Origin of the sequence: Glutamicibacter sp. FR1, assembly GCF_047300825.1 — a bacterium.
Lineage (GTDB): Bacteria > Actinomycetota > Actinomycetes > Actinomycetales > Micrococcaceae > Glutamicibacter > Glutamicibacter nicotianae.
Genome location: NZ_CP178602.1, coordinates 578,972 through 592,366, shown reverse-complemented (window position 1 = coordinate 592,366; position 13,395 = coordinate 578,972). Strand labels below are relative to the sequence as shown.

The 13,395-nt window shown below is 63.8% G+C and carries 12 protein-coding genes; 4 read left to right on the top strand and 8 right to left on the bottom strand.

The window, feature by feature from the left end; all coding sequences use genetic code 11:
- The first annotated feature begins 2 nt into the window (after positions 1-2).
- Positions 3-3,329 carry an ATP-binding protein gene (locus ACLQ8T_RS02880; RefSeq protein WP_413455625.1) on the top strand — a complete coding sequence of 1,109 codons (3,327 nt, stop codon included), beginning with the start codon at positions 3-5 and terminating at the stop codon, positions 3,327-3,329.
- A gap of 73 nt (positions 3,330-3,402) precedes the next feature.
- Here the strand turns inward: ACLQ8T_RS02880 and ACLQ8T_RS02875 are convergent, their stop codons facing one another.
- The 5 genes from ACLQ8T_RS02875 to ACLQ8T_RS02855 form a co-directional block, all read right to left on the bottom strand.
- Positions 3,403-3,747: a DUF6176 family protein gene (locus ACLQ8T_RS02875; RefSeq protein ID WP_204720658.1), complete on the bottom strand. Its 345-nt coding sequence runs from the start codon at positions 3,745-3,747 to the stop codon at positions 3,403-3,405.
- A 93-nt stretch (positions 3,748-3,840) separates the two neighbouring features.
- Positions 3,841-6,336 (bottom strand): ABC transporter permease, encoded by a 2,496-nt coding sequence (locus ACLQ8T_RS02870; protein ID WP_413455624.1) that lies wholly within the window; start codon positions 6,334-6,336, stop codon positions 3,841-3,843.
- A 3-nt stretch (positions 6,337-6,339) separates the two neighbouring features.
- Positions 6,340-7,089 (bottom strand): ABC transporter ATP-binding protein, encoded by a 750-nt coding sequence (locus ACLQ8T_RS02865; RefSeq protein WP_149596367.1) that lies wholly within the window; start codon positions 7,087-7,089, stop codon positions 6,340-6,342.
- A 122-nt stretch (positions 7,090-7,211) separates the two neighbouring features.
- The gene (locus ACLQ8T_RS02860) at positions 7,212-8,138 is read right to left on the bottom strand and encodes a cation diffusion facilitator family transporter (RefSeq protein ID WP_413455623.1); all 927 of its coding nucleotides are present in this window, start codon (positions 8,136-8,138) and stop codon (positions 7,212-7,214) included.
- Positions 8,139-8,140: 2 nt separating this feature from the next.
- Positions 8,141-8,512 (bottom strand): ArsR/SmtB family transcription factor, encoded by a 372-nt coding sequence (locus ACLQ8T_RS02855; RefSeq protein WP_413455622.1) that lies wholly within the window; start codon positions 8,510-8,512, stop codon positions 8,141-8,143.
- Between the two features lie 81 nt (positions 8,513-8,593).
- Here ACLQ8T_RS02855 and ACLQ8T_RS02850 point away from each other — a divergent pair, with 81 nt between their 5' ends.
- Together ACLQ8T_RS02850 and ACLQ8T_RS02845 are read left to right on the top strand one after the other, a co-directional pair.
- Positions 8,594-9,187 (top strand): DNA-3-methyladenine glycosylase I, encoded by a 594-nt coding sequence (locus ACLQ8T_RS02850; protein WP_413455621.1) that lies wholly within the window; start codon positions 8,594-8,596, stop codon positions 9,185-9,187.
- Between the two features lie 4 nt (positions 9,188-9,191).
- A complete protein-coding gene (locus ACLQ8T_RS02845; protein ID WP_413455620.1) occupies positions 9,192-10,037 on the top strand; it encodes a DNA-3-methyladenine glycosylase family protein in 846 nt (281 codons plus the stop codon).
- A gap of 327 nt (positions 10,038-10,364) precedes the next feature.
- On the opposite strand, the gene ACLQ8T_RS02840 is transcribed toward ACLQ8T_RS02845, so the two are convergent.
- From ACLQ8T_RS02840 to ACLQ8T_RS02830, 3 genes are all read right to left on the bottom strand, one after another.
- Positions 10,365-11,219 carry a siderophore-interacting protein gene (locus ACLQ8T_RS02840; protein ID WP_413455619.1) on the bottom strand — a complete coding sequence of 285 codons (855 nt, stop codon included), beginning with the start codon at positions 11,217-11,219 and terminating at the stop codon, positions 10,365-10,367.
- A 63-nt stretch (positions 11,220-11,282) separates the two neighbouring features.
- Complete coding sequence (locus ACLQ8T_RS02835; RefSeq protein ID WP_413455618.1) at positions 11,283-11,750, bottom strand: acyl-CoA thioesterase; 468 nt, start codon at positions 11,748-11,750, stop codon at positions 11,283-11,285.
- Positions 11,751-11,752: 2 nt separating this feature from the next.
- Positions 11,753-12,838: an App1 family protein gene (locus ACLQ8T_RS02830; RefSeq protein ID WP_413455617.1), complete on the bottom strand. Its 1,086-nt coding sequence runs from the start codon at positions 12,836-12,838 to the stop codon at positions 11,753-11,755.
- A 96-nt stretch (positions 12,839-12,934) separates the two neighbouring features.
- Between ACLQ8T_RS02830 and ACLQ8T_RS02825 the strand changes: the two genes are divergently transcribed.
- Positions 12,935-13,369 (top strand): pyridoxamine 5'-phosphate oxidase family protein, encoded by a 435-nt coding sequence (locus ACLQ8T_RS02825; RefSeq protein ID WP_204720641.1) that lies wholly within the window; start codon positions 12,935-12,937, stop codon positions 13,367-13,369.
- The last annotated feature ends 26 nt before the right edge of the window (positions 13,370-13,395 follow it).

Genomic DNA, 13,395 nt, shown 5'->3' with positions numbered 1-13,395 from the left:
CGATGAGCATTGAAATGACTCTCCCGCTAGGCGGGGCGCTCAATCCAGGCCAGCATCGCCTGAGCCGATTACAGATCGTCAACTGGGGCACCTTCCACGGCTTGCATGATCTGGCGGTGGACCGTGCCGGCACGCTGGTCACCGGCCATCCGGGCGTAGGCAAATCCACCCTGTTCGATGCGATGGGCCACGTCTTCTTCGCCACTCCCCGGCTGAACGAATCGGCCAATGATGCGGCCACCCGCGAGGACCGCCGCACCACGTTCTCCTATATGCGCGGGCGCAAGTTCAAGACCAGCTCAGGTACCGTCTACCAGCGTCCGGGCGCGACGTGGAGCGCCATTGTGCTCAGCTACGACGACGGCATGGGCAACACCGTGACCGCCGGCGCGGTCTTTGACCTGCCCGACGCCGGTCTGGAAGGCCAGGTCTCCAAGCACTACCTGTTGTGCGAGGGCAAGGTCGATATCGCGGAGCTGGAAAACCACGGACCGCGCCGCTTCACTGCGTCCTCGCTGTCCAAGGCTCTGGCACCCAGCGAAGCCTTCGATACGCACAAGGCGTTCATCGAGCGCCTGCGCCGCCGGCTCGGAGTGGAAAGCGACAAGGCTTTCGCTCTGCTGCGCACCTTGCAGAACGGCAAGGGCCTGGCCAAGGGCGTCAACCAGTTCTTCCGCCATGAGGTGCTGGAAGAACCAGCCACGCTGAAGGCCGCCGCCGCGGCGGTGGAGGACTTCGCCCACCTGCGCGGCATCTACCGCCAGCTGGATACCGCCCGGGCCCAGCGCGACGTGCTGGCGCAGGTCCCCGAGCAGGACCAGGCCTACCGCGATTTGGCCAGGCAGATTGTCAGCACCCGGCAATTGCTGGAAAGCGACGTGAACACCCTGGAAGCCCAGGTCCGCCAGCTGGTGCTGCGCAATGACCTGGCCTCCCATGAATCCGAGCTGGCCAAGCTCAAGGCCGACGAGGCCGAGCTGCGCCAGCGCAAGGAACAGCTCGATGACCAGCTGGCGTCGCTGGAAGCCGCCCACGATTCCGCCGGCTCCGCTTCCCTGATGCTGCTGGAGCGCGAAGCCGATGTGGCCCGCAAGGCTCTGAGCGAGAAGGAAAATCTCATCCGCACCCTGCAGCAGCAGGCGGCGGATGCCGGATTGTCCTTTGAATTCTCCGCCACCGGCTTGGATGAGCTGCGGGCCAATGCCGCGCGCACCCTGCAGCAGCTCAGCTCGATTACCCATGATGCCCAGACCGTCGAGTACGAGGCCATGGCCACCCTGGTCAACCTGCGCAAACGCGCAGAAACCTTGGCCGAGCAGATCCGCTCCTACCAGCGCCGGGCCAGCAATATCGATGACCGGTCGATCGCCGCCCGCCGTGCCATCGCCTCGGCCTGCTCGCTCAAGGAAGAACAGCTTCCCTTCGCTGGCGAGCTCATGGATGTCTCAGCCGATGCCGGCAGCTGGCGCTTGGCCGCTGAAAAGTCCCTGCATTCGCTGGCCCGCACCCTGCTGGTTCCGGGCGAGCTGCTCGCCCAGGTCACCCACGCCATCGACCGGCTCGACGGGCTGGGCCGTGTGAGGTGGAGCGACATCTCGCAGCAGCCGCGCACCGCGCAGGCCGGCCCGGCAGACCTGGTCACCAAGCTGGACTTCGCGCCGGGCGACGCCGGGGCCTGGCTGCAGGCCAAGATCACCGCCGACTATCCATTGGCCTGCGTCGAGAACGATGCCGCCATGCATGTGCACCCCAAGGCAATCACCCCGGCCGGCACGATCAAGTCCGGCACCGGATCCTTTGAGCGCGATACCCGCACCTTGCCGGCATCCGAGTACCTGCTGGGCTTCACCAACGAGTCGAAGATCGCCGAGCTGCAGTCCAAGGCGGCGCGGCTGGACGAGAAGATCATCAAGGCCCAGCAGGCTGCCGACGAGCGCAGCGCGGCGAAGAACAAGGTCGTGGCCAAGGCCCAGCTGCTGCAGGCGCTGATTGCCGACGAGCGGACATTCGGCCAACTCGATGCCTCCGAAGCGCTGGAAGCATTGCGCCGCAGCGAGCAGAAGCTCGGCGATGCACTGGCACTGTCCGGGGACTCCTCCCGGGTCCGCCAGCAGATTGAAAAGGCGAAGGCCGAGGCCGAGACGCTGGTCGGCGACCTGGCGCTGGTCCGCTCGCGCATTGCCGATATTGAGCTGCAGGTTCAGCGCGCGCAGCAGATCCTGTCCGCCAGCGAAGAGCTGGATTCCGGATGGGAGGACAGCATTCCACGGGCCTTGCGCCAGCATCAGCTGCTGGGTCCGGTGCTGCAGCAGGTTGCCGCCGGCGACTGCCCTGCCAACGAGGAGATCAGCGAAGCCTTTGCCGAGGTCAAGCTCCAGCTGGGCAGCCAGGTCAATTCCCTGCAGTCGCGGCGCCAGGAAATCGGCGGCGCATTGAGCGAAACCTTCCGCCGGTTCGCCCGCGAGTTCGGCACCTCCCACGCGCAAACCCACGGCACCACCGCTGAAGCCGCAGAGCACTATGCGCAGCTGCACGACCAGATTGTGGCCGATGGCCTGCCTCACCATGAGGCGCAGTTCCGCGAATACTTCGCGAACCGTTCCTACGAACGCTTCAGCGACCTGTTGCAGCTGCTGGATGAAGAGCGCCGGATGATCTCCGAGCGCATCAAGCCGCTGAACCAGATTCTCTCCGAGGTGGCCTTCGAGCATGGCTCGGTGCTCCGCCTGGAAGTGGCCAATGCGATTCCGGTGGAGGCCGGCACCTTCCGCAAGGAATTGAAGGACGCGTTGCAGGAGGCCTACACCACCAAGGACGAAAGCACCCTGGCCAGCTCGTACCAGGCGCTGGAGGCACTGGTCACCGCGCTCAGCGACCCAGCCATGACCGCCTGGCGCTCCACCGTGCTCGATGTCCGCCAGCATGTGATGATCAGCTGCAATGAGCACAAGCCCAATGGAGAAATCGAAACCGGCCTGGAACCGGGCACGCTCTCCGGCGGCGAAGGCCAGCGCTTCACCTCGTTCATCATGGGTGCAGCCTTGGCCTACCAGCTGGGCTTCGCCTCGGCCGGGTTCACCTCCTACGGCACGGTGATGATTGACGAGGCCTTCATCCAGGCCAACTCCGAATATGCGGCGGCAGGCATACGCGCGTTGCAGGAGTTCGGTTTCCATCTGGTGCTCGCGGCCCCTGAAGACAAGATCGATTTGAGCCGCCATCTGGGATCCATCACGGATATCATCAAGCATCCGGGATCCAACATTTCGGGCTTCGTGACTACCGGCCGTTCCCCGGCCATGGCCACCACGATTACCCTGCGCAGCTAGCCATCACGGCAAAAAGCACTCGGTCCAGAACTCGCCGTGCGGGTTCTGGACCGAGTGCTTTTTACTATGGACGCTAGTGCATGCTGCGCTGCACGCGTTCAGGAATCATGAGCACCCGTGGGGTCAGCTCTTGGGGTGCGAAGCCAGGATCGATGCATTCCTTCCAATACTCCAGATGCACCTTGTCGACTTCATGGGCAGAATCCTGCACCTCGATGCCGCCCTCGCCTCGGATGCTGTACCAGTACAGGTAGTCGACGCCATCCAGGGTCTCGCTGAAGATTGTTTCCACATACATCTTCTCCCCCTCAAGGGTGTCCAGCACCGCGGGCATATGGCTGTTCAGAAATTCCAGCCAGTCATTGACCTGCGCAGTTTTGCCGGGCAGGACGCGGAATCTGGTGAGTTCAACGTTCATGCTGACAGCCTACCGGGCTCAGCCGGAGCCCAAAAAAGCGGTGGCCCTGGAAGCGTGCGCTTCCAGGGCCACCGCAGCTTGGCTAGTTGCCGGCTACTCGGTAGCCAGGCCTTCGACCGGCGACAGCTTTGCTGCCCGGCGGCCCGGAGTCACCGAGGCCAACAGGGCTGCCACAATGCTGATCAGCAGGACCACCGCCAGCTGCCACCATGGGATCTCGTAGGTCATCGCACCCATGGAGGAGAGCGCCGAGCGGGCTCCGAGCAGGCCGTAGGCAACGCCCAGCACCAGGCCGAGCAAGGCCGCTACACCGCCGATGAGCACCGCTTCGGTGGCCAGCATGCTGCGCAGTTGCTTCTTCTTCAGGCCCAGTGCCCGCAGCAGGGAATTCTCCCTGGTGCGCTCCAGCACCGAGAGGCTGAGCGTATTGGCGACGCCAATCAGCGCGATCAGCACCGCTACCGCCAGCAGCGCCGAGACGATTGCCAGCAGGACGTCGATGACTTGCGAGAACATGGACTTCATGACCACGCCGCCAGAGATCATCGACGAGTCCACACCGGTGATATCCGCAATTTCGCTGACCAGGTCATTGATCTTCGAGCTGGCCAACTGCTCATCGGTCTTCACCAGGATCCCGGAGAAGGCTTGCGATTCATCGATTCCGAGCTTGCTGAAGGTCTGCTTGCTCACGATGTTCCCATCCACCGTGGCAGTTGAGGACTTGATTTGAAGCGTCTGTCCGCCGATGCTCAGCGAGGTGTCCTCGGTGGACCACTGCGTGAATACGATCTGCCCATCTTTTGGAACGATGCCCTCGGACAGCGCCACGTCGGCAAATGGCTGCGGGTCAACGGCCATCAGCTGCACCTCGTAGGTTTCTTCCGTGCTGAATTCCGCGGTCGCCGAGCCGAAGTCGTACGTGGCGGTGGCGTCGACGCCTTCCAGTTCCCCGATCTGCTCGGCGAAGTCCTTGGCCTCGGCTTCCTGCAGGCCGGTGCCCGGCAACGCGACCATCACATCCACCGGGAATTCCCCGGCGATGGAGTTGTTCAAGCTGGCCTTGGCGGTCTGCCCGCCAACCATGATCATCGACACCAGGGTGACGCCGATCAGCAGCGCCGTAGCAGTGGCCGTGGTGCGCCCGGGGTTGCGCACGGCGTTCAGCGCGGCCAGCTTGCCGGCCGTCGAGTTGCCTGCGACGGCCTTGCCGATCCCCGCCACGCTGGAGGGGACGAAGAGCGAGGCGAGCATCAGGATGCCCGGGAAGGACACCAGTCCGCCGAGGAAGGCGATGATCAGGTCCCCTTCAAGCGCGCCGTAGGCCAGTCCCGCGGCTCCGGCCAGTGCCAGCAGGGCGCCGATGACGATGCGCACCTTGCCGGCCCGGTTCTTCACGCTGGCCGCATCGAAGGGGCGCAGCGCTGCCAGCGGCGCCAGCCGCATGGCGCGGCGTGCTGGCAGGCTGGCGGAGATCACCGTCATCAGGATGCCGACGATGATCGGGATGATGATCCCGGCGGGGTTCAGCGCCAAGGTGGCATAGGACATCGACGGCACCAGTGCATGCAGCACCTCGATCAGCCCGGCCATCAGGGCAATGGCCAGCAGGACGCCGATCACCGAGGCGGCGATGCCGATGAGCAGGGCCTCGACGAGGACCGAGCTGCGGATCTGCTTGCGCTTGGCGCCCAGGATGCGCAGCAACGCCAGTTCGCGGGTGCGCTGGGCGATCACCACGGAGAAAGTATTGACCACGACGAGCCCTGTGACCACCAGGGCGATCAGCGCGAAGACCACGAGCACGACGGTGAGCTGGTCGGTGCCATCGGTCATCTGCGCGACATCGTGGACGACCTTCTCGTCCGCGGTGAGCACGGCGATGTCCTTCATCTGCTGGCTGGCGAAGTGCTCCTGCAGCTGGGTTTCCAGCGCGGGCAGCGGACCCTGGGCGTTGATCACGATTTCCCCGAAGTCCTCCTGCCCATCGGCGAACTGGATCCAGGACTTCTCGCTGAGCCCGCCCAGGGCGGTGGCAGCCACCTGCGGGTTGGTGCTGGAGCGCTGGATGCCGACAATCTTCATGTTCTCGGTCTTGCCCTGCTCATTGCCCAGTGCCACGACATCGCCGATGGAGATGCCCATGTCCTCGGCGTGGGCCTCATCGACGATCATCTCGTTGCCGCTCAGCGGCGGGCGCCCTTCGAGCAGTTCCAGGCCGCCGAGCCGCTGGTTGGGATCCACCGGCTGCAGGGCCACGGTGTAGCCGTTGTCCGAGGTGTGCATCTGCCCGTACGCGTAGCCCACGCCGTAGGCGGTGGAGACCCCGGGCAGGTCGCGGATCGCTGCGATGTCCTTCATGTCCAGCCGGGTCGGTTCATCGGCATCGCCCAGCAATTCCCAGTCCGGGTAGGCGACCAGGTCCGCATTCTTGTACGCATCGCCCAGGGAGTTGCGCAAGGTGGCTTGGGTGGAGGAATTCACCGCAAGGGTTGCGGCGAGGAAGGCGGTGCCGATGGCCACCGCCAGGATGACGGCGATATACCGCCGCGCATAGGTCTTGATATTCGAAAGCGCTACGTGCAGCATTGCCTACTCCGCCAGGGAGGCCAGGGCCTCGGTTACGGCAGCCACGGTGGGCTCCTGGATGGAACCGACAATCGTGCCGTCCTTCATCAGCAGCACATTGTCCGCATAGGAAGCGGCCACCGGGTCGTGGGTGACCATGATGATGGTCTGGCCCATCTCGCGGGTGGAGGTGCGCATCAAGGAGAGCACTTCGGCGCCGGTGCGCGAATCGAGGTTGCCGGTTGGCTCATCGCCGAAGACGACTTCCGGCCGGGTGAGCAGCGCCCGGGCTACCGCCACGCGCTGCTGCTGGCCGCCGGAGAGCTCATGCGGCTTGTGGTTCAGCCGGTCGCGCAGGCCCAGAGCCTGGATGACGGTGTTGAACCAGTCGCGGTCGTGCTTCTTGCCGGCCAGCGACAGCGGCAGCAGGATGTTGTCCTTGGCGCTGATGGTGGGCACCAGGTTGAAGGACTGGAAGACGAAGCCGATCTGCTCGCGGCGCATCTCGGTCAGCTGGTCATCGCTCAGTTCCAGCAGGTTCTTCCCGCCAATGACGATTTCGCCGGAATCGGCGGTGTCCAGGCCAGCCAGGCAGTGCATCAGCGTGGATTTGCCGGAGCCCGAAGGGCCCATGATGGCGGTGAAGCGGGATCGTTCGAAGGAAACGGTGACGTTGCGCAGGGCTTCGACCCTGGTGCTGTCGTGCCCGTAGGTCTTGGTCAGGCCGCGGGCGGCGACCGCGTTCTCGGTTTTCGGCATAGTCTCGGAAGTCATATTAGAAAGACTACAAATCACCTAGCCATACCGGCATCAACCGCCAGGATCCAGTTCAGCGGGGCCACGTCATACCAGGGGATGAGCGAAGCCGCGGATCGCCTCCACCCGGTGCTGTCCGCCTAGCAACCGTGCTCGCGTTCGCTGAGCTGGTGCGAGGCCGGCTCGATCTGGAAGGTCGAGTGCTCAATGCTCACGGTGAAGTGGTCGGCCACGCATTGCTGCAGCTCGCGCAGCAACCCGCCGGCCGCGCCGGCGCTGAACACCGAGTCCTCGACCACCACATGGGCGGTGAGCACCGGAAGGTTGGAGGCAATCTGGCTGGCATGCAGATCATGCACCGCGATGACTCCGGGCAATGCTTCCAAATGCTCCCTGACCGCAATCAAATCCAAGCCCTTCGGCGTGGATTCGAGCAGGATGTGGGTGGTCTCCCCCAGCAGCTTCATGGCCCGCGGAACGATCAGGGCGCTGATCACCAGCGCCGCCACGGAGTCCGCCCGCATCCACCCGGTGAAGGTGATGACCAGCGCGGCAATGATGACGGCGACCGAGCCCAATGCGTCGTTGACCACTTCCAGGAAGGCCGCGCGCATGTTGAGGTTGTTGTTGCGACCCGCGGAAATGATCCACATGGAGATGACGTTGCCGGCCAGGCCGATGATGCCGAAGGCCAGCAGCCCAGCCGGCTGCACTTCTGCCGGGGCGAAGAGCCGGCGGACCGCGTCGACCGCGACATAGATGCCCACCGCCAGCAGCAAGGCCGATTGGAAGGTAGCCGAGAGCACTTCGGCGCGGCGGAATCCCCAGGTGCGCTTCGTCGTGGGCTTGCGCATGATCAGATTGGCGGCCGTCAGCGCGAGCAGGAGCCCCAGGGCATCGGTGAGCATATGCGCCGCGTCAACCAGCAAGGCCAATGAGTTGGTGAGGATCGCGCCAACCACTTCGGCGACGAGGATCGTCGCGGTGATGGCGAAGGCCCACGCCAGACGGGTCCGGTTGGCTCCTGAATGGTCATGCGAGTGGCCGTGGGAGTGGTCGTGCCCCATGCTCAGTCCTCCCTCCGGTCCGTGCCGTGGACTTCGTGCCACTGGTGGTGGGCCGCGTCCTGCGGCAGCAGTGCCGACGCGGCGGCGGCCAGGGCATCAAGCGCTTCTTGCTGGCCCAGCGAGTAGATGCTGGCCCGCCCCTGGCTTCTGACGCGGACCAGGCCGGTGTCCTTCAGGCAGGACAGGTGCGCGCTGACCGTGCTTTGGGCCAGGCCCAGATGCTCGGTCAGTTCCCTGACCTTGTGCTCCCCGGTCCGCAGGTGGTCAAGGATCAGCAGCCTCGTCGGGTCGGCGAGCGCATGGAAGAGCGCCGCGAACTGGAGCTTGCCGTTGCGGACTTCCACTGCATCGATATCTGACTCTATTATCGCCATATAACGATGATAGGCCACGTGGCCACGAAACGCAACGTTGCATGGCACTGCGAGAATCCGGATGGATGGGAAGATGAAAATATGACTGAAGATCTCATCGTTGGCGAGGACGGGTTGGCGCGCCCTCGCTGGGCCGCTTCGAATGGCATGCTCCGCGCGTACTACGATGCTGAATGGGGCATGCCGATCACTTCGGAAGCCGGCCTTTTCGAGCGGCTCAGCCTTGAATGCTTCCAGTCGGGCCTGTCTTGGGCCATTATCCTGTCCAAGCGCGAGGCATTCCGCCAGGCCTTCGAATACTTCGATCCCGAGAAGGTCGCCCTGTTCACCGAAGATGACTTCAATCGGCTGATGGAAGATGCAGGGATCGTGCGCAATCGGCTGAAGATCCGCGCTACAATCGCCAACGCCGAAGCAACCCTGATGCTTCGCGAAGAGGGTGGCCTGTCCGATTTCATCTGGTCATTCAAGCCGGAGCAGACGCCGGCTCCGCGCACCTTCACCGAGATCCCCACGCAAAGCCCGGAGTCCAAGGAGCTGGCCAAGGCGCTGAAGAAGCGGGGCTTCAAGTTCGTCGGCCCGACCACCATGTACGCCCTGATGGAAGCCATCGGCATGGTGGACACCCACCTGATCGGCTCGCACCGCCGAGGCACCTCCGGCATCTGGGCCTAAACGAATGGAACTGCGCCTGCCTGCAACCAGAACGCTGGACCCCGGCCACGCGCTGGCGGTGCTGGCATTGCATTCGCTGCCAGCCCAGGAGCGGCTGGACCCCGCCGCGGCCCAGGTCCAGCGCATCCTGCAGGTGCAGGGACAACTGGTAGAAGTTTCCCTGAGGCTGGATGCCTTCGGCGTATCGCTCACCCATGACGCCCCGCCGGAATCCGTTGCCCGGCTGACCGAAACCATCAACCATTGGCTGGGGCTGCAGCAGGACACCAGTGCGGCCTATGCGGCGCTTGGTGACCTGCCGGGCTACCAGCCGCTGGCCTTGGCCTTCCCCCACCTGCGGCTGATCAGCTACCCGGATCCTTTCGAGGCTCTGGCCACCACTGTCATCGGACAGCAGGTGTCCTTGGCGGCGGCACGGACCTTGGGCGGACGCTATGTCGATGCCTTGGGCCAGCCGCACAGCTCAGGCCTGCGGGCCTTCCCCTCGGCTGCTGCAACGGCCACCTGCACGCCTGCCGAATTGCAGCAGATCATCCGCTGCCCGCTTTCGCGGGCGGTGACACTGCTAACGGTCGCCGAATGGTTTGAGCTCAGCGGTCAATACCTGCTCGATGACGCGCCGGAATTCCTGGATCAGCTCCAGGCGCTGCGCGGGGTGGGCCCATGGACGCGCAATTACATGGCGCTGCGCGGATTGCGAGATCCGGAGATTTTCCTCGATTCGGATCTGGTCGTCCGCCGAGCCCTGGGAAAGCTTGGCGATGGCGGTTCGGTCGTCGCACCCCCGCCTCGGGACGCTGGCTATCTGGCGACCCTATTGCTGTGGTCTTTTGATGCAGCAAATCCCTAGGGACGAGAAAGGGAGCTTATCAAGGTGTGCAATCTTGATAAGCTCCCTTTTCGACGAATCGGTTGACTGAGTAAGCCCTCCGATTCTCCATTCCCCTAATTCAAGCCGGCTACGCCCCTCACTGCTCCGAGGTGAGCAGCCCCGGCATGCAGTGAGCTAGCCGATAAATATCGGTCAAGCTTGACGCTTCTCCCGACCACACACGGGAGAAGCTCTGGAATAAGCATAACCTAAGAACCGGCAATAACGTTAATACCTATTTGCGTAATTTTTCAAATAGTTTCTTAGGTCGATCTAACTTCGGTGAATCAGGTGACGGCACTCAGGCTAATCGGCGAAAATCTTGCCGATGTCCGTGCGCTTCTCGGCCTGGAACGCGTCTTCGGCGCGGCCGTAGGCCCAGTAGGCGGATAGCGACATGTCGCGGCGGTCCACTCCATGCTCGTCATAGAAGAAGTGGCGCAGCTTCTTCATCACTTCGCGCTCACCGTGGGCGAAGACCTGCACGCGGCCTTCGGGCCACGGGATCTCGCGGATCACCGACTCGAGGATGGTGCTTTCCGGGGTGAATTGCCCATTGCGGTGGATCCAGCGGATTTCCATGCCGGCCGGAGCCTGCAGCTGCATTTCATCGGCCTCGTCGGCGACCTCGATGACCACCAGACCCTTCATCTGCGGGGACATGGATTCCAGGGATGCGGCGATGGCGGGGATGGCGGTTTCGTCTCCGGCGAAGAAGTGGAAATCGAATTCTTCCTTGGGGACGAACATGCCGCCCGGGCCCGAGAAGCAGATGGACGAGCCGATCTGCGCATCTCGCGCCCACGGGCCAGCCAGGCCCTCATCGCCGTGGACCACGAAGTCGACCTCGATGGTGCCCGCCTCCATGTCGCTGCGGCGCACGGTGTAGGTGCGGCGAACCGGCATGTCCTCGGGAGCCAGCTGCTCGCGCAGCGCCTCCATGTCGTAGGGCAGCTCGAGTCCCAGCTCGGGCTTGGCGAACAGGAATTTCACGTAGCGGTCGGTGACCGGCTTGTCGACGAAATCTGAGAAGCCTGGGCCACCAAGGGTGAGCCGCACCAGATGCGGTGCGATGCTCTCACGCTTGAGGACCTGCAGGAGGACCTGAGGGCGCGCGGTGCGGCCTCCAGTTTGCGGGCGACCACCAGCGGGCTGGGACACAACATCACTTCCTGTCTTAATAAGGGTAGATAGATCAATCCTAATTGACAGGAGCCCAAGTGCTTACTTCGGGAAGGTCGAGGGCCCTTCATATGCGCTGAGCCCAGCCCGCTCCTCGGGGCTCAGGCGTTGCACGCGCGAGGTCGCCGGGTCGAAATAGGCCAGGGTCGTGGCCGCTTTGACGCACAGGTGGTCTTCCACCGGGTCGCGGAATTCGTAGCAGATGTCGAAGCTCGCAGGCTTGATATTTGCAACCCACAGATCGACGTTGACCGGCACGTTGCGGTATTCCAGTGGACGGGAGTAGCGCACCCGATGCTCGACAACGAGAATCTGGGTTCCGGCCGGAACCGCCGAGAAGATGTCGGCTTGCGGCTGGGTGCCGGGTGCCCCGGTGCCGCCGGGCACGCCGAAGCCGGCGATGCGCGCTTCTTCCATCAGCCGGATCAGGTTGACGTTATTGACATGCCCGTAGGCATCCATGTCGCCCCAGCGCATCGGCACCTGCACCCGCAGGGTGGTTCCATCCATAGCTATTCGTCCTTCAGCAGGTTCGTGCTGCCATCGCCCACGATCCCCAACTTGGCCAGTTCACGCAGGATGCGCGCTCCGTCCGGCTCGTAGACCCAGCGCACCCCGGGAGTGGTCCGGCGCAGCTCATGCGAGCGGCCGCCGGCCAGCACTGCTTCGGAAGGGGTCAGCTGGCGGATCACGATCGCCCGGACCAGTTCCGGGTAGCGGCGCGCGAACTCCGCATAGATGGCCGGATCATGCTGGCCGTCATCGCCAACGAGCACCCACGAAATATGCGGGAATTCCTCGGCCAGCCGGCGCAGCTGGTCGACCTTGTGCTGCATTCCGCTGCGGAACCAGGAACGGTCCGTCGGCCCCCAGTCGGTGAGCAGCAGCGGGCCCTTGGGGAACAAGTTGCGCGACATGAAGCGCTGCAGGGTCTGCGCGACATTCCAGGCGCCGGTGGACAGGTAGATGGTCGGCGATCCCGGATGCTCGTGCAACACCGTCTGGAGCATTACCGCCATCCCGGGGGTCGCCACGCGGGCATGCTCCGAGAGCACGAAGGAGTTCCAGGCCGCCAGCAGCGGGCGCGGCAGCGCGGTGACCACGACCGTGTCATCGACGTCGCTGATCACCCCGAACTTCTGCGACTGGTCGATCACGAGAATCTTTGCCTGCGCGTCATCGCCATCATGAGCCTGGAGGCGGATCTCGTTCCAGCCGGCAGGCAGGTCGACCATCAGCTTCACATCGATGACACCGCCGCGATCGGCCTGCACCTCGAAGCGATGGTCGCCCACGTTGATGCTGACCTTGCCGCCGGGGAGGATCGGGGAAATGAAGTTGCGGAAGCCGCGAATGCCATCGGCAATCACCTGGGCCTTGTGCTGCCCGTCCTCGAAGGCGCCCGGCTTGGCCAGCACCACACGGGCGAAGACGCGGATCCAGCCGCCGCTCGGTCCGGTGGAGCCATATCCCACATAGGGCAGGATGACCGCTTGATGGCCATTGGCCAGGGCACGCCGCGCGCGCCACCGATGCACTCCGTCTTCAATTCGCGACGCTACATGCCGCGCATCGCCATCAGCCGAAATATGACTCATGGCTCCAGTCTTTCATGCCGATGCCCACGCAGGGGAAAACGAGAACTTGTGTCTCAGGCCCTTGCACTTTTCTACAAAGAGTAGAAAACTGGTGCTATGAAATTCGAACACGAAATGAACAGTCCGGTCCTGGTCTTGGACGAGGACCAATCGTGGCAGCTGCTCTCGCACACCTCCCACGGACGCGTGGCGACCGCGGTTGCAGGGTTGATCGATATCGTCCCGGTGAACTACGGGGTGCACAACGGCAAATTGTTCCTGCGCACTGCGCCCGGAAACAAGCTGGCGGCCATGTCGATCAACGAAAAGATCGCCTTCGAAGTCGACGGCATCCTTTCCGATGAGGCGTGGTCGGTGGTCGTGCACGGCAGCGCCGAAGTGCTGGAGCATGAAGCGGATATCAAGGAGGCGCGCGAAAGCGGCGTCTCTCCATGGATCCCGACCCAGAAGGATTTCTGGATCCGGGTCAATGTCGATTCCATCTCCGGACGGCATTTCCAGCTCGGCGAGCAGCCAGAGGTCGCTGAATAGCTCCCCCGGAGAACCGCACGGAAAAC